This is a genomic window from Micromonospora globosa (genome assembly GCF_000717585.1).
GTDB classification, from domain to species: domain Bacteria; phylum Actinomycetota; class Actinomycetes; order Mycobacteriales; family Micromonosporaceae; genus Micromonospora; species Micromonospora aurantiaca.
Genome location: NZ_JNZR01000002.1, coordinates 148133 through 169120 on the forward strand (window position 1 = coordinate 148133; position 20988 = coordinate 169120).

18 protein-coding genes are annotated in these 20988 nt (G+C 74.9%); 4 read left to right on the forward strand and 14 right to left on the reverse strand.

Annotation, left to right across the window (positions count from 1 at the left end; translation table 11 throughout):
- The first annotated feature begins 27 nt into the window (after positions 1 to 27).
- The gene (locus IF06_RS0103185; RefSeq protein WP_030268837.1) at positions 28 to 834 is read left to right on the forward strand and encodes a cysteine hydrolase family protein; all 807 of its coding nucleotides are present in this window, start codon (positions 28 to 30) and stop codon (positions 832 to 834) included.
- A 39-nt stretch (positions 835 to 873) separates the two neighbouring features.
- Here the strand turns inward: IF06_RS0103185 and IF06_RS0103190 are convergent, their stop codons facing one another.
- Positions 874 to 1764, reverse strand: coding sequence for an SGNH/GDSL hydrolase family protein (locus IF06_RS0103190; protein ID WP_030268840.1), 891 nt, complete (start codon positions 1762 to 1764; stop codon positions 874 to 876).
- 399 nt (positions 1765 to 2163) lie between these two features.
- On the opposite strand from IF06_RS0103190, the gene IF06_RS0103195 reads away from it, so the two are divergent.
- Positions 2164 to 3201, forward strand: coding sequence for a hypothetical protein (locus tag IF06_RS0103195; RefSeq protein ID WP_030268842.1), 1038 nt, complete (start codon positions 2164 to 2166; stop codon positions 3199 to 3201).
- 54 nt (positions 3202 to 3255) lie between these two features.
- On the opposite strand, the gene IF06_RS0103200 is transcribed toward IF06_RS0103195, so the two are convergent.
- The 13 genes from IF06_RS0103200 to IF06_RS0103260 form a co-directional block, all read right to left on the reverse strand.
- Positions 3256 to 5106, reverse strand: coding sequence for an AfsR/SARP family transcriptional regulator (locus IF06_RS0103200; RefSeq protein WP_030268844.1), 1851 nt, complete (start codon positions 5104 to 5106; stop codon positions 3256 to 3258).
- Between the two features lie 103 nt (positions 5107 to 5209).
- Positions 5210 to 6166: a Gfo/Idh/MocA family oxidoreductase gene (locus tag IF06_RS0103205; RefSeq protein WP_030268846.1), complete on the reverse strand. Its 957-nt coding sequence runs from the start codon at positions 6164 to 6166 to the stop codon at positions 5210 to 5212.
- Positions 6150 to 7031 carry an inositol monophosphatase family protein gene (locus IF06_RS0103210; RefSeq protein ID WP_030268849.1) on the reverse strand — a complete coding sequence of 294 codons (882 nt, stop codon included), beginning with the start codon at positions 7029 to 7031 and terminating at the stop codon, positions 6150 to 6152. Before IF06_RS0103210 ends, IF06_RS0103205 begins: the two co-directional genes overlap by 17 nt.
- Positions 7028 to 7561 (reverse strand): flavin reductase family protein, encoded by a 534-nt coding sequence (locus IF06_RS0103215; RefSeq protein ID WP_013285775.1) that lies wholly within the window; start codon positions 7559 to 7561, stop codon positions 7028 to 7030. Before IF06_RS0103215 ends, IF06_RS0103210 begins: the two co-directional genes overlap by 4 nt.
- Positions 7561 to 9051: an amino acid adenylation domain-containing protein gene (locus tag IF06_RS0103220; RefSeq protein ID WP_030268851.1), complete on the reverse strand. Its 1491-nt coding sequence runs from the start codon at positions 9049 to 9051 to the stop codon at positions 7561 to 7563. The genes IF06_RS0103215 and IF06_RS0103220 overlap by 1 nt, the downstream gene beginning before the upstream one ends.
- A gap of 68 nt (positions 9052 to 9119) precedes the next feature.
- Positions 9120 to 10217, reverse strand: a complete 1098-nt coding sequence (locus tag IF06_RS0103225) for an acyl-CoA dehydrogenase family protein (RefSeq protein ID WP_030268853.1) — start codon at positions 10215 to 10217, stop codon at positions 9120 to 9122.
- Positions 10210 to 11370, reverse strand: a complete 1161-nt coding sequence (locus IF06_RS0103230; protein ID WP_030268858.1) for an acyl-CoA dehydrogenase family protein — start codon at positions 11368 to 11370, stop codon at positions 10210 to 10212. The genes IF06_RS0103225 and IF06_RS0103230 overlap by 8 nt, the downstream gene beginning before the upstream one ends.
- A complete protein-coding gene (locus IF06_RS0103235) occupies positions 11367 to 11621 on the reverse strand; it encodes a phosphopantetheine-binding protein (RefSeq protein WP_013285779.1) in 255 nt (84 codons plus the stop codon). The genes IF06_RS0103230 and IF06_RS0103235 overlap by 4 nt, the downstream gene beginning before the upstream one ends.
- A gap of 4 nt (positions 11622 to 11625) precedes the next feature.
- Positions 11626 to 12873: a decarboxylase gene (locus IF06_RS0103240; RefSeq protein WP_013285780.1), complete on the reverse strand. Its 1248-nt coding sequence runs from the start codon at positions 12871 to 12873 to the stop codon at positions 11626 to 11628.
- Complete coding sequence (locus IF06_RS0103245; protein WP_013285781.1) at positions 12866 to 14365, reverse strand: class I adenylate-forming enzyme family protein; 1500 nt, start codon at positions 14363 to 14365, stop codon at positions 12866 to 12868. The genes IF06_RS0103240 and IF06_RS0103245 overlap by 8 nt, the downstream gene beginning before the upstream one ends.
- Positions 14362 to 15606, reverse strand: a complete 1245-nt coding sequence (locus tag IF06_RS0103250; RefSeq protein WP_030268862.1) for an acyl carrier protein — start codon at positions 15604 to 15606, stop codon at positions 14362 to 14364. The genes IF06_RS0103245 and IF06_RS0103250 overlap by 4 nt, the downstream gene beginning before the upstream one ends.
- A gap of 76 nt (positions 15607 to 15682) precedes the next feature.
- Positions 15683 to 16903: an inositol-3-phosphate synthase gene (locus IF06_RS0103255; RefSeq protein ID WP_013285783.1), complete on the reverse strand. Its 1221-nt coding sequence runs from the start codon at positions 16901 to 16903 to the stop codon at positions 15683 to 15685.
- A gap of 39 nt (positions 16904 to 16942) precedes the next feature.
- The gene (locus tag IF06_RS0103260) at positions 16943 to 18217 is read right to left on the reverse strand and encodes a DegT/DnrJ/EryC1/StrS family aminotransferase (RefSeq protein WP_232236609.1); all 1275 of its coding nucleotides are present in this window, start codon (positions 18215 to 18217) and stop codon (positions 16943 to 16945) included.
- Between the two features lie 105 nt (positions 18218 to 18322).
- Here IF06_RS0103260 and IF06_RS0103265 point away from each other — a divergent pair, with 105 nt between their 5' ends.
- Positions 18323 to 19501, forward strand: a complete 1179-nt coding sequence (locus IF06_RS0103265) for a glycosyltransferase (protein WP_030268867.1) — start codon at positions 18323 to 18325, stop codon at positions 19499 to 19501.
- Positions 19502 to 19515: 14 nt separating this feature from the next.
- The gene (locus IF06_RS0103270; RefSeq protein ID WP_030268870.1) at positions 19516 to 20955 is read left to right on the forward strand and encodes a condensation domain-containing protein; all 1440 of its coding nucleotides are present in this window, start codon (positions 19516 to 19518) and stop codon (positions 20953 to 20955) included.
- Positions 20956 to 20988: the final 33 nt, after the last annotated feature.

Sequence of the window (20988 nt, forward strand, 5' to 3'; positions counted from 1 at the left end):
GTCCGCCGGGCGGCTAGAACGGACGGTATGGCGGGGCGACGGGCGGTCTACGGGGACACCGGCGACGGCGGCGTGCAGCTCGCCGCCAGCACCGACAGGTGGCACCTCTATCCGGATCACGTCCTGCTCGCCCCGGACGACCCGCCGGAGGACCTGCTCCGCTTCGACGCGGAGCTGATGCCGTTCGCCGACAACCCGCGGCGGGGCGCGCTGGCGGTGGTGGACATGCAGAACGACTTCTGCGCCGAGGGCGGCTGGACCCACCGCTCGGGGCTGGACTATCGGGCCTGCCGGGAGGCCGTCCCGGGGGTGGTCCGCGCGGTCGAGGCCGCCCGCCGCCACGACATGTTCGTCATCTGGGTGTACTGGCACAACCGCCCCGACCTGCGCAACCTGGGCGCGCCGACGCTGCACTCGTTCAAGCACACGCCCGACCAGTGCGGCATCGGCCAGCCGCTGGACCACGGGCGGGTGCTCACCGCCGGGGAGTGGGGCGCCGAGATGGTCGACGAGCTGAAGCCGCTGATCCGCGACGACGACGTCATGGTCGAGAAGGTGCGGATGAGCGGGTTCTACGGCACCCATCTCGACCAGGTGCTGCGCACCCAGGGCATCCACACGCTGTTCGTCTGCGGCGTCAACGCCGACCAGTGCGTCAGCACCACGATCGAGAGCGCCTACTTCCGCGACTACAACCCGGTCCTGGTCGCCGACGCCACCGCCACGTCCAGCCCGGCGTACTGCAAGGACGCGGTCGTGTTCAACACCAAGCAGTGCTGGGGGTTCGTCACGACCACCGACCGGTTCGCCGACCCGTCGCCCTACCGGCGGTGAGCCGGTCCCGACACGGCGGGACCGGCTCACCCGGCCGGGTCAGTTCAGGTGCGCCAGCAGGGCCGTGGCCATGCCCTGCTCACCCCGGGCGTTCGGGTGGAACGGCGCGGCGGCGTTCTGCGGCACCAGCCCTTCCACCCAGCGGGTGCCACTGCTCTTGCACGTGTCCCGGCCGATCGACGGCGTGTAGACGTCGGCGTAGCTCGCGCCGCCCGCCGCCGCCGTGTCGGCCAGCATCGTGTTGAGCGCCTTCTGGACGCCGCGCAGGTACGGCACGTCCTGGTAGGCGATCGGCACCACCGGCCAGCAGCCGTAGCCGCTGTCGGGCAGGATCGCCGGGTACCCGAGCACCACCACGCGCGCGTTCGGCGCGGCCTGGCGGACCGCCCGCAGCACGGCTGCCACCTTCGGCGCGGCGGCGGCGATCCGGGCCCGCAACTGGTCGGTGCCGCCCGCGGTGAACCGGTTCTTGCAGGGCGAGCCGAGCGGGCTGCTCACGCTCGCCTCGGCGCAGTCGCTGATGATGCCGGAGAAGCCGATGTCGTTGCCGCCGATCTGGACGGTCACCAGCGCGGTGGCTGGCGTGACGGCGTTGACCTGCGGCGGCAGCGCGATGCCCAGCGCCCCGTCGCCGCCGTACAGGATGTCCTCGGTGGTGGCTCCGGAGCAGCTCACGTCGGCGAACGACGAGGAGCCGGCGGACGCCGCCACCAGGGACGGGTAGTTGCGGTTGGAGCGCAGGCAGTTCAGGTCGACCTGGGTGGGCACGAGCGGTGCGGAGGTGTAGGAGTCGCCGAGCGCGACGTAGCGACCGGCGGGTGCGGCGGCGACGGCGGGTGCGGCGGCGGTGAGCAGCATGCCGGCGGCGGCCGCGACGAGCGCGGTCATCCGGCCGGCGGTCCGCAGGAGCGGCAGGCGGGGACGGTTCATGGGGCCCTCCCGGAGGGGTCCTGGTGGTGGTGCTGGGATTCTGTCCGCGCCTGTGACGTGCGTCAATATCGATGAACCTCATTAAATGACGGTCCAGGATGTGGTCCGCCGCCGTCCGGCCGAGCGGCCGGAGGTGTCGCGTACATCACACTTTTCGGCGTCGCCGATGTCGGGTACAGGTCGGTCGCCGATCGGTCGATCCGTTGCGTCCCAACGGTCCCCGGCCCGTCACGCCTGATGGGCGGCCGGATGCCGGATCCGGGCACGTACGCACCGGAGTGACCCCGGCACGGCTGGTGAAGAACGTATCGAATGTCGGCGATCGTGAATTTGCAGGCGTCATTACGCTGCGGGGTGGTTGATCGCCGGAACCACGGACGACAGGTGGAAGAACCTCAGATGAGTGACAATCACCCTCCCTACGGAGGCTATCCGGACCCGAACGCCGGAGCGTGGGGCAACCAGCCCGACCCGAACGCCCCGTACGGCGCGCAGCCGGCCTCCGGCGCGCCCTACGGTTCGCAGCCGGCGTCGGGTGCGCCCTACGGTTCGCACCCGGCGTCGGGCGCCCCCTACGGCGCCCAGCCCGCGTCGGGTGCGCCGTACGGTGCCCAGCCCGGGTCGGGTGCGCCGTACGGCGCGCAGCCCGCGGCGCCGTTCCCCGGGCAGCCGGGCTACCCCGGGCCGGCGCCGTACGCGCCCACCCCGCCGCCCCCGAGCGGAGGCAAGAGCAAGGGGCTCATCGTCGGCCTCGCCGCGGGCGCGGTCACGCTGACGCTGCTGTGCTGCGGCGGCGGGCTCGCCTACGTCGCCTTCAACGGCGACGAGGAGGACCCGAAGCCGGTGGCGTCGGGCAGCGCCACCCCCGGGCCGGACACCAGCCCGTCCGCGACCCCCAGCGCGGACGGCCCGGAGTCGACCGGGCCGGACGGGCCCTCCAACAACAACTCGATCACCGCGCGGTACGCCAGCGAGATGTCGGCGGTCTGCGACGGGGGAGCGATCCTCAACGCCGCCCCGTACACCGCGCCGGCGGGCTCGAAGGCGTACGTCTTCTCCAACTCCCCGGACCGGCCGTCGTTCTGGTCGCAGAAGACGGTCAGCTCGGCCAAGCCGTACTACGCGAAGTCGGCCGACTTCGCCACGGTGTCCGTCATCGGCTGCCTCAAGATGGTCGAGGGCAGCGAGGGCACGCCGAAGAAGTGCCAGTACAAGAACAGCGAGGACAAGGTCGTCACCGTCGACTACATCTCCTCGCGGTACACCCTGACCTTCCACGCCGCCAAGACCGGCGAGAAGGTCGGCGACGGCGGCACGGTGACCGCGCCCGCCGCCCGGTGCCCGAGCTTCATCTCCTACAACAAGGTGACGATGAAGTCGTACGCGTCGCCGGACAGCGGCACCATCGAGGCCGCGCTGGACCGCTTCCTCAAGTAGCGACACCCGATCGCGGTGTGCGGGTCTCACCGACCCGCACACCGCGATCGGTGTTCAGGCCGGAAGCGGCCGGCCGTGCGCCTCCACGCACTCGCGGGCGAAGAGCCGCAGCAACTCCGGCAGATGGAAGCGCTCGGCCGGGGCGCAGGAGTCGACCGGCACCAGCAGGTTGTGCTGGATCAGGTGCTCCACCATCCGGTTGGCCTGCTGCCGGGGCAGGCGCAGGATCTCCACCGCGCTGGCCGGGGTGATGAACGAGTCGGCGCGGGCCAGCGCGTGCAGCGCCAAGCGGGCGTCGACGTCCAGCGCCTGGTAGCTGACCGACAGGCTGCCGCGCACCGAGATGTCCCCGACCGCCAGCTCCGACAGCCGGTTCTCCTCGTCCTCCAGGTGCGCGGCGAAGCCGGGCAGGGCCACGTCGGGCTGGGTGACGAGCCGGCTGCCGACGATCCGCAGCGCCAGTGGCAACTGGTCGCAGGCCGCGGCGATCCGGCCGAACACCTCCGGCTGCTCACGTACCCGGCGCTCGCCCGCGATCGTGGCCAGCAGCTCCACCGCGTCGGCCCGGTCGAGCGCGCCGAGCGTCAACCGCCAGCCCACGTCCAGGTCCAGCAGGCGCTGCCGGCTGTTGATCAGGACCAGGCTGCGGCCCGCCCCGGGCAACAGCGGGCGCACCTGCTGCGCGCAGTCGACGTCGTCGATGATGAGCAGCAGCCGCCGGCCGGCGAGCGCGCACCGCAGCACGGCGGAGCGCTCCCGGATGTCCTCGGACACGTCGGTCAGCGGTACGCCCAGCTCGACCAGCAGCTCCCGGATCAGCTGCCCGCTGCCGCGCGGCGGCTCGTCGCCGCTGTCGAAGCTGACGAAGAGCTGACCGTCGGGAAAGAGGTCGGCCAGGTCGTACCCGCTGCTCACCGAGAACGACGACTTGCCGACGCCCGGCGCGCCGGAGACGAGCACGACACCGGCGTGCTCGTCGGCGCCGGCCGGGTCGGCGATCCCCTCGGCGATGGCGCGCAGCTGGCCCGCAGTGGTGTCCCGGCCGACCAGGGACGGCGGCTTCATCGGCAGGGCCTGCGGGCTGGTCGGCGGGCCGGGCGGCGACACGGGCCCGGCGCCGAGGGCCGTGGGCCGGCCGGACGGTGGGCGGACCTCGGCGGAGTCCGCGTCCAGCGCGGTCTGGAGGGCGCCCTGGAGCGTGGGGCCGGGGTCGACGCCCAGCTCGTCGATGATGCCGCGCCGGGCCTGCTGGTACGCGGCCAGCGCCTCGGCCACACGCCCCTCCCGCGTCAGCGCGGTCACCAGCTGCGCCTGCCGTCGTTCGTCGAGCGGCTCCTCGGCCACCATCCGGCGCAGCGACGGGATGACCCGCGCCGGCTGCCCCAGCCGCAGGCGCAGGTCGATCAGCTCCGTCGTCATCTCCCGGTGCTGCTCCCGTAGTGCCGTGACGGTCGCGCCCAGGTCGGTGCCCAGATCCGTCAGGTCCTCCAGCGGGTGCCCGCCCCACAGGTCGACCGCCCGGTCGAACAGGTCGGCGGCGGCCTGCGGCCGGTCGCTCCGGGCGGCCCGGCGGGCCTCGTCGGCGAGCCGACGGAACCGCAGCAGGTCCAGCTCGTCCTCGTCGACCCGCAGGTGGTAGCCGGTGCCGTCGTGGACCAGCCGGCCGGCCGAGTCACCGCCGCGGTCCAGCGTCTGCCGCAACCGGTGCACGTACGTGCGCAGGTTGCGTACCGCCGACGCGGGCGGCGACTCCGGCCAGAGGCCGTCGACCAGCCGGGAGGTGGCGACCGTGCGCCCCGGACTCAGCAGCAGCACGGCGAGCAGGAGGCGGGGCTTGGTGCCGGTCAGCATGACGGGGCGGTCGCCCGCGTACAGGCTCAACGGACCGAGAACACTGAACCGCATGGATGTCGTCCCCCGCTCCGGCGCACCGTCCACAGTGTGGTGTGTAAGGCTGGGTTTCCCACCTTCGGCCGGGGAATGCATCGCTCCCAGATGGTGCAAGTAATCACTGATCGGTGTGTACTTCGTGACCCGGAGTCAGTTGCGCCGTCGCCCGCCGCGCCGCGTCGAGCACCGCCACCGCGTCCGTCACCCCGGCGCCCGCCGACCGGCCCTCCCGGACCAGCACGGCGAAGTCCTCCGCCTGGCGGGCCAGGGCCGCGTACATGGTGGCGTCCCCGTCGGCCGGGTCGAGGAAGGCCAGCCGCTCGTGGTCGCGGGTGCCGAAGACCTCCACCGTCGCCATGTCGCCGCCGCGGTGGTGCCGGCCGAGCGAGACCAGCGCGGTGCCGCCGCCGGACAGGCCGAGCAACGCCTGCGCGCTGTCCACGTCCCGGCCGCGTACCGCCGGGTCGGTTACCGGACCGGCCGGCTGCACCGCGACCCGGTCGATCTCCTGCCCGGTCAGCCACCGGATCTGGTCGAACTCGTGCACGCCCATGTCCACGAAGATCCCGCCGCTGCCGGTGCGGAACGCCGCCGCGGGCGGCTCGCCGTCCCACTGCGCCGCGGCCACGAACAGCACCTCGCCGAGTTCGCCGCCGGCGATCCGCTCCCGCAGCCGGCACAGCTGCGGGACGAACCGGCGCCAGTAGGCGACCTGGAACGGGATCCCGGCGGCGGCGGCGACCCGCCCCGCCTCGGCCGCCCCGGCCGGGTCGAGCCCGGCCGGCTTCTCGCACAGCACCGGCAGCCCGGCCTTGGCGGCGGCCGCGACCAGCGCGCCGTGCCGCCCGGTGGGCGCGGTCACCAGGAGACCGTCCGGCGCGGCGTCCGCGAGCAGGTCCTCCACGCTCGGGTACGCGGGCAGCCCGGCCGCGGTGACCGCCTCCCGTGCCGCCGGAACCGGATCGACCACGTACCGGATCCGGACGCTCCGGTGGTCGGCCAGGGCGCGCAGGTGGTGGTGGCCCATCCGGCCCGCCCCCACCAGCGCCAGCCGGAACTCATCGCTGCCGGTCATCGTCGGTTCCCCTCTCCTCGTCGGTGTCATCGGTGCCGTCGCGGCCGTCGATGGTGTCGCGGCCGTCCGTACCGTCGTCGCCCAGCCAGCCGGCCAGCGCGGCCACCACGGCCGGCGCGCCGGTGCCGAAGACCTCGAACCCGTCGTGGCGCCACCGCCGGCTCACCCCGCCGGCGGCCTCGACCAGCGCCGCGCCGGCCGCGATGTCCCACGGCGCGGGGTCGAAGCTGACGAACGCGTCCAGTTCGCCGCGGGCCACGGCCGCCAGGTCGCAGACGGTGGAGCCGGTGTTGCGCAGGTCGGCGACCCGGGGCGCGACGCCGACGAGCGCCTGGTACGCCCGCCGTCGCGGCCCGGGCGCGTTCGGCACCGCGAACGCCACCAGGGCGTGCCCCGGCCGGGCCCCCCGGTTGACCGCGACCGGGGCGTCGCCGTCGAGCGCGCCGCCGTCGTCGAGCACCAGGCAGGCGCCGGTGGCCGGTTGCAGGACGGTGGCCGCGACCACCTGGCCGTCGCCCACGTCGCAGCCGGTCGCCACCGCGATGCTCACCGCGTACCGGCTCGCACCGTGGCTGAAGTTCAGCGTGCCGTCGAGCGGGTCGACGATCCAGCGCAGCCCGGAGCAGCCGGCGCTGGCACCGGACTCCTCGGCCAGGACGGCGTCCTGCGGCCGGTCCCGGGCGAGCAGGCCGAGGATGGCCCGCTCGCTGGCGTGGTCGGCGGTGGTCACCGGGTCCTGGGCCGCGCCGCCCTTGTGTTCGGTCCGCAAGCCCCGGCCCCGCGCCTCGCGGATCGCGTCCGCCCCGGCCCGCGCCGCGCGCAGGCTCAGGTGGCGCAGGTCGCCGGGAGCGGCGCCGATGCTCATCGCGCCACCTGCGCTTCCCGCGGCGCGGCGACCCGTGCGTAGCCGCCGTCCACGAACAGCAGTGGCGGGGTCGGCCGGAGCAGGCCCGCCGAGCGGACCGCGCCCATCAGTACCGCGTGGTCCCCGGCCGGGTCGGCGGATACCGCCTCGCAGCCGAAGTACGCCACCCCGTCGGTCAGCCGCGGGCAGCCGGTCGCCCGCTCGTCGTCGTAGGCCACACCCGCGAAGCCGTCGGCGCCCGCCGGGCGGCCCCGGCTGGCGAACCAGGCCGCCTCCTCGCGCTGGTCGTCGCCGAGCACAGTCACCGCGAACCGGCCGGTACGACGCACCGCGCCGAGCAGCCGGCAGTCCCGCCGCAGGCAGACCAGCAGCATCCGGGGCGACAGCGACACGGTGGTGAACGAGTTGACGGTCATCCCCACCGGGCCGTCGGGCCCGACGGCGGTCGCCACCGCCACCCCGGTGGCGAAGCGCCCGGCCACCGACCGGAACGCTCGCTCCTGGTCCTGTCCGTTCCCTGTGCCGGTCATCACCGTGCTCCTCTCGTCGCGCTGCCGACCAGGTCGGCGGCCCGCCGCCGGTCGGTCTTGCCGTTGGCGTTCGTGGGCAGCGTGGCCACGTGGTGGATCCGCGCCGGCACCATGTAGGCGGGCAGGCGCTCGGCGCACCTGCGGGTCAGCTCGTCGGTGATCCCGGTGGCGCCGGTGTAGACAGCCCGCAGGGAGACGTCGTCACCCGTGCCGAACGCCAGCACCACCGCGTCCTGCACCCCCGGGTGGCCGCGCAGGACCATCTCGATCTCGCCCAGCTCGATCCGGTAGCCGCGCAGCTTCACCTGGTCGTCCAGGCGCCCGTGGTGCACGAACGTGCCGTGCTCGCGGCGGACCCGGTCACCGGTGCGGTAGTACCGGCGGTCCGCGTACGTGACGAACCGGCCCTCGTCGTCGGCCGGGTCGAGGTAGCCGTCGAACCGCTGCGGCCCGTGCACGCACAGCTCACCGTCGTCGACAGCGACGGTGCCGTCCTCGGCGCGCAGGATCGCGTCCAGCCCGGGGTGCGCGTCGCCGATCGGGACGGTGCCGTTGGAGGTCGCCGGCCAGGCCGCCGGATCCGCCGGCAGCCGGTGACCGGTGCACGTCACGGTCAGCTCGGTGGGACCGTAGAGGTTCTCCACCACGCTGCCCGGCGCCGCGTCGGCCCACGCCCGCGCCTGCTCCAGCGTCAGCGGCTCGCCGGCGAAGAGGCTGTGCCGCAGGCCGGGCATGGCGCCGGGGGAGAGCATCCGCATCCGGCGGGCCAGCGAGACCACCGAGGGCACCGAGAACCAGTGCGTGATCCGTCGTTCGTTGACGAACCGCACCGGCGTCAGCACCTCGTCCGGCTGCGGTACCACGAGCGTGGCGCCGCCGCCCCAGGCGACGAACATGTCGAACACGGACGGGTCGAAGGTCAGGTCGAAGGTCTGCGACAGCCGGTCACCCGGGCCGACCGGGTAGCGGTCCCGGCAGTACGCGAGGAACGCGTCCACGTTGCGGTGCCGGACCGGCACGCCCTTGGGCCGCCCGGTCGAGCCGGACGTGAACAGCAGGTACGCCACGTCGTCCGGTGCCACCGGCGCGGCCGGCGGCGGGGCGGCGGGCGCGCCGTCGAGGCGTACCGTCACCGCGTCGCCCGCGACCTGGGCCGCGGTCGCCGCTCCCGCGTCGTCGACCACGAGCGCGTCCACGCCCGCGTCCCGGCACTGCCGGGCGGTGCGGGCCGGTGGGAAGGCCGGGTTGAGCGGCACCACCACCGCTCCGGCGCGCAGCGCGGCCAGATAACCGGCGTACGCGGGCAGGCTGCGGGCGGCCAGCAGGCCGACCGCACGCGGACGGTGGCCCACCTCGGCGTGGATCCGCCCGGCGAGGCCGTCGGCGAGGTCGCGCAGCCGGCGGTAGCTCACCGGCTCCCCGCCGACCTCCAGCGCGACCGCTTCGGGCACGCGTGCCACGGTCCGCTCGAACCAGGAGTAGAGACTCACGGCGTTGCTCCCTTCACTGTGCTGTCGTCGATCGGTCTTCCGGCGCCACCGCGCGCGGGACGCCGCGCTCAGGTCACCGCGCCCACCAGCTCGTCGGCGTGGTCGGCGATGCCGGCGAGCATCGCGCCGGTGGCGCCACCGGCGATGCCGAACATGGCCGCCTCGGTGCGCAGCTGCGCCTCCCCGCCGTCGCGGAACGCGTCCGCGCCGCGCAGGCGCACCGCCTCGGCGGCGACCCGGTCCACGGTCTCGGCGGCGCTGACCTTGAGCAGCATCCCGGTGACCGCGGACGGGACGGCCGCCGGCGCGTCCAGCAGCGGCGCGCACAGCGCGTCGAGCTGGTGCGTGGCGACCAGGCACCGGGCGTACCGCTCGCGGACCGCCGGGCGGTCCCACAGCGTGCCCGTCCCGGCCGGCCGCCGCCGCAGCCAGTCGTGCAGGCCGGCAAGCATCCGGTGGCACATCGCCCGGGCCCACAGCGCTCCGGCGACCCGTTCGACGCCGACCTGCCGGGCGAACCCGGCCAGCGCCCGGCCGGGGCGGCCCAGCACGGCGTCCGGGTCGAGCGCGACGCCGGCGAAGCGCAGGTGGCCCGCGCCGGACCCGGCGAACGCCCGGCCGGCGGACTCGGCAGTCACGCCGGGCGCGGCGGCGGGCACCAGCACCCAGCAGAAGCTGGTGAAGTGCCGCGCCTCGCGGTGCCGGGCCAGCACCAGCGCCGCATCGCAGCTCGTCGCGTTGGTGATCCAGTCCTTGCCGCCGTCCAGGACGGCGCCGTCGTCGCCGGGCTTCACCCCGGTCGTGGCGTCGAGCAGGTCCGAGCCCGACCCGGCGGCGTCGGTGACGGCCAGCGCCACCACCGTCTCGCCGCGCAGCATCCCGCGTCGCGCGGTCTCCGCCGGGCCGGTCGCGCCGGCCAGCAGCGGCAGCACTGTGGCGACCTGGACGCAGACCGACAGCGTCACGCCGAGCGGGCACCGGGCGTCCAGCTCGGTGAGCAGCGCCGACAGCCGCCGGGGGTCCGGCTGGACGCCGTCCGGGTAGAGCGCCTCGATGATCCCGGCGACGCCCAGCGCGCGCCACACGGCGCCGGAGTCGGTGGGGTCCACCCCGGACAGGGCCGCCCGCACCGCGGCGTCGTCCCCGGCGGGCGTCGGCTCAGGCAAGACGCACCCCCGGGTCGCGCAGCGACAGCGCCCCGTTGGCCAGGCGCAGCCGGTCGTTGGCGTAGTTCAGCGAGGCCGAGCGCAGATCCCGGAAGGTGCGCTCCAGCGTCAGCGGCGAGTCGGTCAGGTAGCCGTGGCGCAGGCCCGTCAGCTCGACCAGCTCGTCGGCGGCGGCGAAGGACTCCTCGGCCGCCCGGATCTTCAACGTGTTGAGCAGCAGTTGCACCGGCGCCGCCGACATGTCCGGCGCGTCGGTGACCACCGAGACGGTGTGCCGCAGCAGCGCGTGCGCCGCGTCCAGCCGGGCGCGGATGCCGGCCAGCCGGAGCAGCACCAGCTCGGAGGAGGGGGCGAACTGCCGCCGTCCCGCCTCGCTGCGGGCGTGCCGCAGCACCCGGCCGTACGCCCCGGCCGCCGCCCCGATCCAGGCCGCCGACCAGCCCACGTGGGCCAGCGGCGCGAAGACCCGGGTGGCGATCTCCCGGAACCCGCCGTGCTCGCCGATGACCTGCCACTGCGGCACCGCGCCGCGCAGCCGCATCGGGACGCTGTGCGTGGCCCGCATGCCCAGCGGGCGCCACCCGCCGGTCACCTCGATCTCCACCTGCTCCCGGTCGGCGTAGACCAGGTCCACCTGGGCGGCGGAGCCGGCGCCCGGCGCGCGGGTGGTGATGAGGAAGGCGTCCGCGTACGGGCCGCCTGTCACGATCGGGGCCTGACGGTCGATCCGCAGCATCTCGCCGTCGTGCTCCAGCGCCGACTCGGAGGTCAGCAGGTGGCCGCCCTTGCCGGCCTCGGTGGTGACCGAGCCGAGATACCGCTCGCCCCGGGCCACCGCCGGCAGCACCTCGGCACGCAGCTTCTCCCCGCCGTACGCGGTGATCGCGGCGACCTGCTGGCAGTGCATGGCGAAGACCATCGCCACCGACATGTCCACCCGGCCCAGCGCCAGTGTGACGTCGACCAGGTCCGGCAGTGTCCCGCCGGCGCCGCCCTCGGCGGCCGGGACCAGCAGCCCCAGCAGCCCGGTACGGCGCATGGCGGTCAGCGCCTCGGTGGGGAAGGCGGCGTTCTCATCGGACTGGCGGGCGTGCTCCGCCGCGATGTCGGCGACGGTCTCGACGGCCGGGGCGTACCCGGCGGCCGCGGTCATCGGGAACCACCGCCGACCGGGGTGCGCAGCTCCTCGACCACGCTCCACAGTCCACCGGCGGTGGCGAAGGTGGAGTCGACGAGCTTGTCGTCGGGCACGGCGACCCCGAACGTGTCCTCGATGGCGAACAGCAGCTCGATCTCGCGCATGGAGTCCAGGCCGAGGTCGCGCAGGCGGGCGTCCTCGGTGATCTCGTCCGGCCCGGCGAACTTGAGGAACGGGCGGAGCAGTTCGGTGAATTCGGCGTTCATGACGTCACCTTTCTTCTCGGGGTTCGGCAGTGGCGCCCGGCGCGTCGACCGGGTGCCGCGTCAGGGTCAGCCGGGACGTCTCGACGACGCGGTCGCCGTCGCAGACGACCTCGACCGGCGCGGGGTGGCCGAGGAAGGCCAGCAGGCTCGCCGAGAGCCCGTACGCCCCGACGTTCGGCACGGCGAGCACGTCGCCCGGCCGTACGTCGGGCAGGTTCGCGGCGCGGGCCCAGGTGTCCAGCGGCGTGCACAGCGGCCCGGCGACGATCGCGGCCTCCAGCGGCGCGCCGTCGCGGCCGTCGGCGGCGTGCAGGGCGGGTACGAGCGGCGGCAGCCGGCGCAGGCCGGACATCCCGCCGAGGTGGTTGATGCCTGACTCCAGCACCACCACCGGCGTGCCCTGCGACCGCTTGACGTCCAGCACGCGGGTCAGCAGCGTGCCGGCGGTGGCGGTGAGGAACCGCCCCGACTCGAAGGCCACCTCGGGGGTGCCGTCGCGCCAGGCGGGGAAGAGGTCGTCCAGCGCCGTGGCGACCCGGTCGGCGAGGCCGGTCAGGTCCGCGTTGTGGCCGGGCCGGGCGAACGGCGCGCCGAAGCCGCCGCCGAGGTCGAGCAGGGTGAGGTCGATGCCGAGCAGGTCCCGCAGCCGCCGGGCGGTACGCGCCGCCGCGGTGAACTGGGCCACCAGCGCGTCCACCGAGTCGACGTTGCTGCCGGTGTAGAGGTGGAATCCGCGTACCGGGGCCGACGGGCGGGAGCGGAACCGCTGCGGTTCCTGCTCGATCCAGTCGACGTCGGCGCCGAACTGCGACGCGACGCCGGTCATGGTCAGCCCCTGGCCCGGGTTGGGCACCCGGTCGTTCACGCGCAGCAGGCAGTGCACTTCGACGCCGTGCGCGGCGGCGATCCGGTCGGCCTGGTCGAGGCCGGCCGGCGAGTCGACGGAGAACCAGCGGACCCCGGCGCGTACCGCCCCGGCCACCTCGGCGTCGCGCTTGCCGGGTCCGGTGTAGAGCATCCGGTCGCCCGGAACGCCGGCCCGCAGCGCCGCTGCGAGTTCGCCCGGGGAGCAGATCTCGGCGTCGCAGCCGGCGGTGTGCAGCGCCGCGACCAGCGCCGGGTGCGGGTTGGCCTTGAGCGAGTAGAACAGCCGGCTGGGTGCGGGCAGCGCGGCGACCAGGGTGGCGTGGCTGGCGCGTACCCGGGCCAGGTCGTAGCGGTACGCGGGGGTGTCGAAGGGCAGGTCAGCCACGGTGCTCACCCGCCAGCCGGGCCAGCGCCCGCCGGTCCACCTTGCCGTTGCCGGTCAGCGGCAGGTCGGGCAGCACGACGCAGCGCGCCGGCACCTTCATCTCCTCCAGCTGTTCCCGCAGCCGGCGCAGCACGTCGGCGGGGGTCAGCTCGGCCACCACGAACAGCGTCGCGCCGTCGCGGCCGTCGGCCGGCGGCAGCACCCCGGCCGCGTCCACGCCGTCGACCCGGTACGCGGCGGCCTCCACCTCGGTGGCGCTGACCCGGGTGCCCTTCTCCTTGTAGACGTCGTCGCGCCGGCCGGCGAAGTGGACGTACCCGTCGGCGTCCACGTGACCGTGGTCGCCGGTGTGCAGCTGCGGGAACAGCCCGTGGGCGCGGCGGAAGCGCTGCGCTGTCAGTTCGGGCCGCCGCCAGTAGCCGGCCATCACGTGCGGGCCGCGTACCACCAGCTCGCCGCGGACGCCCGGTGGCTGACGCCGCCCTGCGGCGTCGACTGTGAAGATCTCGGTGCCTGGTAGCGCCCGCCCGCAGGCGCCGGGCCGGCGCAGGTCGGCGTCCGGCGGCATGATCGCCGCGCGTTTGCACTCGGTGAGGCCGAACATCAGCTGGACGCTCAGGCCGGGCAGCAGCCGGCGCAGGCCGGCCAGCACCTCCGGCGGCATGGCCGCGCCGGTGTTGGTGAGCAGGCGCAGCGGCGGGCGCGGCGCGCCGGCCCGGCCGAGCAGCCGCAGCAGGTTGATCGCGAGCGACGGTACGCAGGGCAGCACCGTGGCGCCGGACTCGACGAGGGTCGCCAGCAGGCGGCCACCGGTGTCCCCGGGATCACCGAGGCGCAGCCGGGCGCCGGCCACGGTGCTGAGGAAGATCTGGTAGAGGCCGTAGTCGAACGACGGCGGCAGCAGGACGTGCACCACGTCGTCGGGCCGGTAGCGCAGCTCCGACTGGATCGCCCGGACCGCGAACGTGACCTGGGCGTGCGTGGACACCACGGCCTTCGGCATGCCGGTGCTGCCGGAGGTGTAGATCAGGCAGACCGGGTCGACAGCGAGCGGGGCCGGACCGGCGGGCGCGCCGCCGATGGCCACGCCGGACGCGGCGCGGCGCGCCTCGGCCGCGCCGCGCACCGGGACGCCGCGGGCGCGGGACAGGCCGGTCAGGACCGGGTCGTCGGTGAGGACCAGGCCCGGCTCGGCGTCGTCGAGCACGTGGGCGAGGGCGACCTCGGGGGCCGGCGTCCGGAGGACGACGAAGACCGCGCCGGCCCGGGCGACCGCGTACAGCAGCGCCGGCAGGGCCGCGTCGGCGGGCAGCGCCACCAGCACCCGGTCGCCGCGCCGGACGCCCTGCCCGCGCAGCCAGCCGGCCAGGCGCAGGCTGTCGGCCCGCACCTGACGGTACGTGAACTCGACGGTCCCGTCCCCGACGGCGGGCGCGTCGGGGCGCGCGCCGGCGGTGCGGTCCAGCAGGTCGTGCAGCAGTTCGGTACTCATCGGGCACCTCCGGTGGCGGCGCCGAACATGGCGCACAGGGAGCCGACGTCGCGCAGGTCGGCCGCTGACAGCGCGGTGGCCGGCACCTCGACGCCGAGCCGGCGTTCGACCCGGTCGATGACGTCGACCAGCCGGAACGAGTCGAAGCCGGGCAGTTCCCGGAGCACGTCGGTGGTGCGCAGGGCCGAGCCGTCCAGGTCCAGGGTGTCGCCGAGCGCGCCGAGCACCGCCGCCCGTACCCCGTCGTCACCGGCCCGCTCCGGCGCGGGCGGCGCGGCGGCGTCGCCGGTCGTGCCGGGCGGCCCGGCGATCGACTCCAGCGCGGCCAGGTGGTCGGCGATCAGCTCGCCGAGCGCGTCCGCCAGTTCCGGCGCGGCCGGCCGGCCCGCCTGGGCCCGCCGCAGCGCCACGTAGCTGCGCGTGGCGAGTTGCTGCCAGCGCGCGGCCTGCCCGGCCAGCGCGGCGGCGGCCTCCGGCGCGACCGCGGCGAGCCAGCGTTCGTGCAGGTCGCGGGCGCGGGCCAGCAGCCAGACGTCGAGGACGAAGCGGTGCAGCCCGGCCACGGTGTCCAGGGCGGCGCCGGTGCGGGTCAGGTAGTTGTCGATCTCCGGGCGGGCCCGGCCGGCCCGGGTGGCGTTGCCGGCGAGCATGGCGGGCACGTCGATCTCCGGGGCCGGGTGCGCCGTCACCGCCAGGGTGTGCGCGCCGCCGGCCAGCGCCGTGTCGAACGCGGCGGCGGGCAGCCGCCACACGCCGGGGCGCGCGGGGCCCCAGGCGGTGTCGTTGTGGTACGCGTCGACCACTGTGACCTCGTCCGGCGCGGCGGCCGTGACGAGGAAGCTGTGCCGCATGTGTTCGTGTTCGTGGTAGGGGCACCAGGGCAGGTCGTACGCGTCGGCGGTGACGTAGAGCGGCTGGCCGGGCGCGCACAGCCGCCGCACCTGCGGGCCGTCGAGCTGCATCCACCGGCCCTCGACCCGCAGGCCCAGGAGGTCGACCGCCTCGGCGGCCCGGTCGTCCGAGGTCGCCTCGACTGTGACCAGGCCGTCCTGGTCCCGGGTGCGGAACCCGTACCGGGCGCCGAGGGCGAGGTGGCTGCCGGACCCGTTCGCATGGTCGGCCAGCAGGGCGAAGCTCGTCTGGAGACAGTCCAGCGCGGTCGCGTGCAGGCCGGTCAGGATCGGCGTCCACACCGGATCCGTGGTCGGCCGGTCCGGCGCGTTCGGGACGTGGTGGGACATGGGGGACTCCTCGATGCGGGTACGTGGGGCGGGGCCGCCGGCGCGGAGGGTGCCGCGCCGGCGGCCGGTACGAAGGTCAGCTGCCGGCGCGGCCGTCCAGACCGTTGGCCCAGGAGGCGAGTGCCTGCGCCTGCTCGGCCAGCGCGTGCTCGTCGGTGCCGATCGGGTCCTTGAAGAAGAACCCCAGCTCCTCGATCGGGCCGACGTGGCCGGCCCGGTGCGCCGCGGCGGTCAGCCGGGCCAGGTCGAGCACGAGCGGGGCGGCCAGCGTGGAGTCGACCCCGCTCCAGGTCAGCTGCATGGACATCCGGACGCCCAGGAACCCCTCGAACGAGACGTGGTCCCAGGCGGTCTTGTGGTCGCCCAGGTCCGGCACGTTGTCAATGTGCAGCGGGGCGGTGACGTCCTCACCCAGCAGCGCGGGCAGCACGCCCGACTTCGAGCTGAGCTTGCTGCGCGCGTTGCGCGGATCCTCCAGCGTCGCGCCGTCGCCGCCGCCGAGCAGGTTCACCCCGGCCCAGGAGAGCACGTGCAGGGCGCGGCTGGTGAACATCGGCGCCAGGGCGGTACGCAGCAGCGTCTCCCCGGTCTTGCCGTCGGAGCCGGCGAACGGCACGCGCTCCCGCTGCGCCATCATCTCCAGCGCGGGCAGCCGGGCGCCGGTGGACGGGGTGAAGTCGACGAAGCCGCAACCGGCCTGGAACGCCGCGTACGCGACCACCGAGCTGGCCGGCAGCGCCTTGTCGTCCGGGTCGGCCATGGCGCGGGTCAGCGCGTCCAGGTCGTCGTACTCGGGCCGGTGGTCGGCCGGCGGCTCGGTCGAGGACACGTTGATGACGACGACCCGGGACAGCCCGTAACGGCTGCGGAACTCCTCGATGTCGCCGGCCAGCCGGTCGACCACCTCGGCCAGCGGTGCGGTCTCGGTACGCGCGTCGTAACCGGTGCGCAGGTTCTGCTCGACCTCGGGCAGGCTGCCGCGCACGGCGGCCAGCACCGGCGCCGGGATGACCCCGGAGTCGACGAGCGACTCGGCCTTCTTCTCCAGCGGCGTGTCGACGATGTCGTGCCCGCCGACCACCAGGTCGTTCCAGCTCGCCAGCGGCGCGTCGCGCAGCATGCCGGTGTCGGTGACGCAGCCGGTCGAGTCGGCCATGCCGGCGCGCAGCGCCAGCAGACCGGTGATCGCGGTGGTGGCGACCGAACCGCGGGCGCCGTTGAGCCACACGCCGACGGGCGCGTCCGTGTCGGGGGACGGGGTCGGGGCGTGCGAGGTCTCGCGTTGGGTGACGGTCACGGGAAGACTCCTTCTCTGGGTGCGCCGGGACGGCGCGGTTCAGCGGGTGAGCACCTTGGTGACGGCGGCGGCGATGTCCTCCATGTCCTGTTCGGCGCCGAGGAAGGTGCTGTGGTGTGTCTGGACGGTGTGGGCGGCGAGCCACTCGGTGTTGGGGTACGTGCGCTCCCGGTGGATCGCCGCGAAGCGTTCGGCCAGCGGCGCGAGCAGCGGCTTCGTCCACGGCTGGAGCAGCCGGCTGCGGTGCAGCGGCTCGTCGGTGCAGTAGAACCGCCGGCTCAGCTCGGCGGTGAGCGCGGCGGCCACGGCGGCGTTGTCCATGCCGGCCGGGAACTGGTCGAAGACGATCGTGCCCTCGTAGATCGAGATGCGCGTCTGCCCCGCCGCGGGTCGCAGCAGCCGTACGCCGTCCACGCCGTCCAGCAGCTCGCCGAGCAGCCGGTAGTTGTGGTTGCGTACCTCGTGCTGCTCGTCCAGGGTGGTCAGTTGCGCGCAGGCCACTGCGGCGGAGAACTCGTCCAGGCAGAAGTTGGCCCCCTGCACACCGGCGCTCTCCTCCAGGTCCAGTTCCCCCGGGGGCGTCCGGTCGCCGCGGTAGCGGCGCGAGTCGGCCCGCAGCTCCTGGAGCACCGGCGCGAGCGTGTCGTCGTCGGTGACCACGGCCCCGCCCTCACCGCAGGTGAGTACCTTGCCGTGCTGGAAGCTGAAGCAGCCGATCCGGCCGAGCGAGCCGGCTTGACGGCCCTGCCAGGTGGCGCCGTGGGCCTGCGCGCAGTCCTCCACGACGGAGATGCCGCGCGGCCTCGTGACCGCGTCGAGCGCCGGCACGTCGGCCATGTTGGAGGCCCAGTGCACGGCGACCACGGCACGCGGGTCCACCGACAGGTCGAGGTCGTCCGGCCCGACGCAGCCGGTGTCACGGTCGACGTCGACGAGCACCGGGACCAGGCCGGCGCGCAGCGCGGCGGTTGCGGAGGCGGTCCAGGTCAGCGCCGGTACGAGCACCGTCTCGCCGTAGCCGAGGCCGAGTGACTCCATGGCCACCACCAGGGCGCTCGACCCGTGGTCGACGGGTACGCAGTGGCGGGTGCCGACGTAGCGGGCGAAGTCGGCCGCGAAGCGGCGCTCGAACAGGACGGCGTCGCCGACCGACGGGCTGCTGATCGCCCACCGGCCGCCGGTCAGCACCGCGGAGAGGTTGCCGGCGGCGTCCGGCGCGGGGATCGGCCAGCGTGGCCATGGACGGTCGGGCGGGCGGACCGGCCGGCCACCGTCCACGGCGAGCCGCCGGTCGAGAGGGATGGAGGTCGTCATGTCTTCGACCTTGATGCTCATCGATACATCAGCGGTACACACGCGATAGCCGGGACGGCCGGAGCCGTGTATCGGTGTTGTATCCCGGTGGTCGAACCTCGGGGTATGAGCCGATCCGCATCGCCCGTGGGCGAACCGACCGAACCTCGCGCCGTCGCGCGTGGCGTCTCCGTCGTCATCCCGGTCAAGGACCGGGTGGCGGAGATGCGCCGCCAGCTCCGCAGCCTGCGCGACGCCGCCCCGAACTGCCCGGAGCCGGTGGAGGTGGTGGTCGTCGACGACTCGGCGCCGGCCGCGGCCGCCGCGCACCGCGCCGCCTGCGCCGAGTACGGCGCCCGCTACGTGCGCGGCCCCCGGCACGTCGGGGCCAAACGGAACCTGGGCGTCCGGCACGCCCGCTACGACCTGCTGCTGTTCACCGACTCCGACTGCCGGGTGCCGGCCGATCTGATCACCCGGTACGCGGCCCGGCTGCGCGCCTCCGGCGAGGAGGTCGCCGGCGTCACCGGCCCGGTGGTCGTCGAGCCCGGCGACAGCGCGTTCTTCCGCGTGATGCGCCGCTCGTACCTGCTGCTCGGCGACCTGACCCGGCCGCTGCACTACGAGCGCGTGTCCTGGGGCGCCGGGGCGAACATGGCCCTGAAGCGCTCCGTCTTCGAGGCGGTCGGCGGATTCCCGGAGGACTCCCCGATGCCGCTGGGCGGGGAGGACCTGCACCTCGGGCTGCTGCTCACCGACGCCGGCTACGCGCTGCTCACCGACCCGGGCGGGGTGATCACCCACGACACCGGCGTCGCCGACACGTTCCGCGCGGTCGCCTACCGGTTCACCACCTACGGGCGCTCCGAGCAGTGGCTCTGCCTCGCCCACCCGCACCGGCGCCGGTTCGTGCTCAACACCGCCAGCACGCTCGCGGTGACCGCCCTGGCCGGGCTGCTCACCGCCCGGCGCAGCGGGGGGCGCAGTCTGCTCGCGGTACCGGCCGTCGCGGCCGCCGTGATCGCCGCGAAGACACCCGGCCGGCTCGGCGGTGACCGGGGACCGCGCGCGGTGGCCGAGTCGATGGCCTGCGCGGCGATCGAGACGCTGTTCGACGGGGCCGCGTTCGTCACCTCGCTCCGGCTCGGCCGCCCCGACCTGCTCTTCACCGGCTTCCGCGCGCCGGACGAGGCCGACTACCAGCCGGACGGGACGGACTGCCAGCCGGACGGGACGGACCGCCGGCCGGACGAGGTGGACCGGCGACCGGTCCCGCCGGTGGCCGCGCCGCCGGTGGCGGCCTGACGGGGGGAGTCGCAGTGCCGACGACGTTTCCGCTGGCCCCCGGCCAGCAGATGATGTGGGAGTTCATGACCGCGCTCGACCCGGCCCGTCCCGGTGCCGCCCGGCTCGTGGTGGTGGAGTTCCGCCGGCTGCGGGGCAGCCTGCGGGTCGACGTGCTGCGGCAGGCGATGCAGGACGTGGTGGACCGGCACGACGCGCTGCGGATGCGGTTCGACCGCATCGGCGTGGAGCCCGAGGTGCGGATCCTGCCGCACGTCGAGTCGCCGCTGGAGCACGTCGATCTGTCCGGCCTGCCGCCGGCCGAGCAGCAGGTCCGCGTCGAGCGGATCGCGTACGCGCACCGCAACGACGAGTTCGACCCCGGCCGGGCGCCGCTGTGGCGGGCCGCCCTGGTCCGGCTCTCCGAGACCGAGCACGTGCTCGCGCTCTGCTTCTTCCACATGGTCTCCGACGGCTGGTCGTGCCGCGTCGTGGTGGAGGACCTGTGCCACGCGTACGCGGCCCGGCTCGGCGCGGCCGATCCGCAGCCGCCGCTGGGCGTGGACCACACCGCGCTCGCCGCGCTCCAGGAGGCGGAGCAGGCCGGGAACGGCGTCGACGCCGCCGCCCGGGCCGCGTACTGGCGGGACCGGCTGCGGCCGGTGGAGCCGTACCAGCTGTTCCCGGCGTCGCCACCGGCGCCGGACGTCGCGCTCAGCGCGGAGGTGGCCACCCGCTTCGCGTTCCCGTCCGAGGTCACCGCGCGGCTGCGCCCGGCCGCCCGGCGGGCCCGCACCAGTCCGTACGTGCTGTTGCTCGCCGCCTACCTGGTGCTGCTGTCGCGGCGGGCCGGCCGGCCCCGGGTGGTGCTGGGCACCACCACGCTGGGCCGGGAGAGCCCGCTGTCGCGGCAACTCGTCGGCCAGTTCACCAACAACGTCTACCTGCCCGTGGCGGTCGCGGCGGACGCGCCGATGAGCGCGGTGGTAGACGCCGCGCACGCCTCGCTGGCCGAGGCCGTCGCGCACGCCACCGCGTTCCACCGGCTGGCCCGGGCGGTCCGCCCCGACTTCGCGGCGATCCGCCCCTGGCCGGACAACCACCTGTTCGACGCCTGGTTCCAGTCCGCCGCGTCGGCGTCGCCGGTGCTGCACTGCCCGGGGCTGCGGGTGGAGCCGGTCGACATCACCGCCCGGCCCGCGCCCGGCACACCGCCGCCGGTGGTCGCCGCCGACGTGCCGCCCGAATGCCTGCCCGTCTGGGTCAAGCGGGGCTCACCGATCGTCGTGGTGGACGACGACCGGGCCGGCGGCGTGGTGATCCGCAATCGGGGTGTCTTCGGCGACGACCTCGTCCGCGGGCTCATCGACGACTACGTCGCGGTGGTCTCGGCACTCGTCACCGACCCCGGGACCACCCCCGCGGAGGTACACCTTCCTGACGGTGCGTGCTTCCTCGACCACGCGATCGGGTAGGAGTTCCGACGGACCGATCGGAGAGAGGTACGA

Coding starts and splice junctions, on each gene's coding strand:
- IF06_RS0103185 (WP_030268837.1), top strand. CDS start 28: ATGGCGGGGCGACGGGCGGTCTACGGGGACACCGGCGACGGCGGCGTG.
- IF06_RS0103190 (WP_030268840.1), bottom strand. CDS start 1,764: ATGAACCGTCCCCGCCTGCCGCTCCTGCGGACCGCCGGCCGGATGACC.
- IF06_RS0103195 (WP_030268842.1), top strand. CDS start 2,164: ATGAGTGACAATCACCCTCCCTACGGAGGCTATCCGGACCCGAACGCC.
- IF06_RS0103200 (WP_030268844.1), bottom strand. CDS start 5,106: ATGCGGTTCAGTGTTCTCGGTCCGTTGAGCCTGTACGCGGGCGACCGC.
- IF06_RS0103205 (WP_030268846.1), bottom strand. CDS start 6,166: ATGACCGGCAGCGATGAGTTCCGGCTGGCGCTGGTGGGGGCGGGCCGG.
- IF06_RS0103210 (WP_030268849.1), bottom strand. CDS start 7,031: ATGAGCATCGGCGCCGCTCCCGGCGACCTGCGCCACCTGAGCCTGCGC.
- IF06_RS0103215 (WP_013285775.1), bottom strand. CDS start 7,561: ATGACCGGCACAGGGAACGGACAGGACCAGGAGCGAGCGTTCCGGTCG.
- IF06_RS0103230 (WP_030268858.1), bottom strand. CDS start 11,370: ATGACCGCGGCCGCCGGGTACGCCCCGGCCGTCGAGACCGTCGCCGAC.
- IF06_RS0103235 (WP_013285779.1), bottom strand. CDS start 11,621: ATGAACGCCGAATTCACCGAACTGCTCCGCCCGTTCCTCAAGTTCGCC.
- IF06_RS0103245 (WP_013285781.1), bottom strand. CDS start 14,365: ATGAGTACCGAACTGCTGCACGACCTGCTGGACCGCACCGCCGGCGCG.
- IF06_RS0103250 (WP_030268862.1), bottom strand. CDS start 15,606: ATGTCCCACCACGTCCCGAACGCGCCGGACCGGCCGACCACGGATCCG.
- IF06_RS0103260 (WP_232236609.1), bottom strand. CDS start 18,217: ATGACGACCTCCATCCCTCTCGACCGGCGGCTCGCCGTGGACGGTGGC.
- IF06_RS0103265 (WP_030268867.1), top strand. CDS start 18,323: ATGAGCCGATCCGCATCGCCCGTGGGCGAACCGACCGAACCTCGCGCC.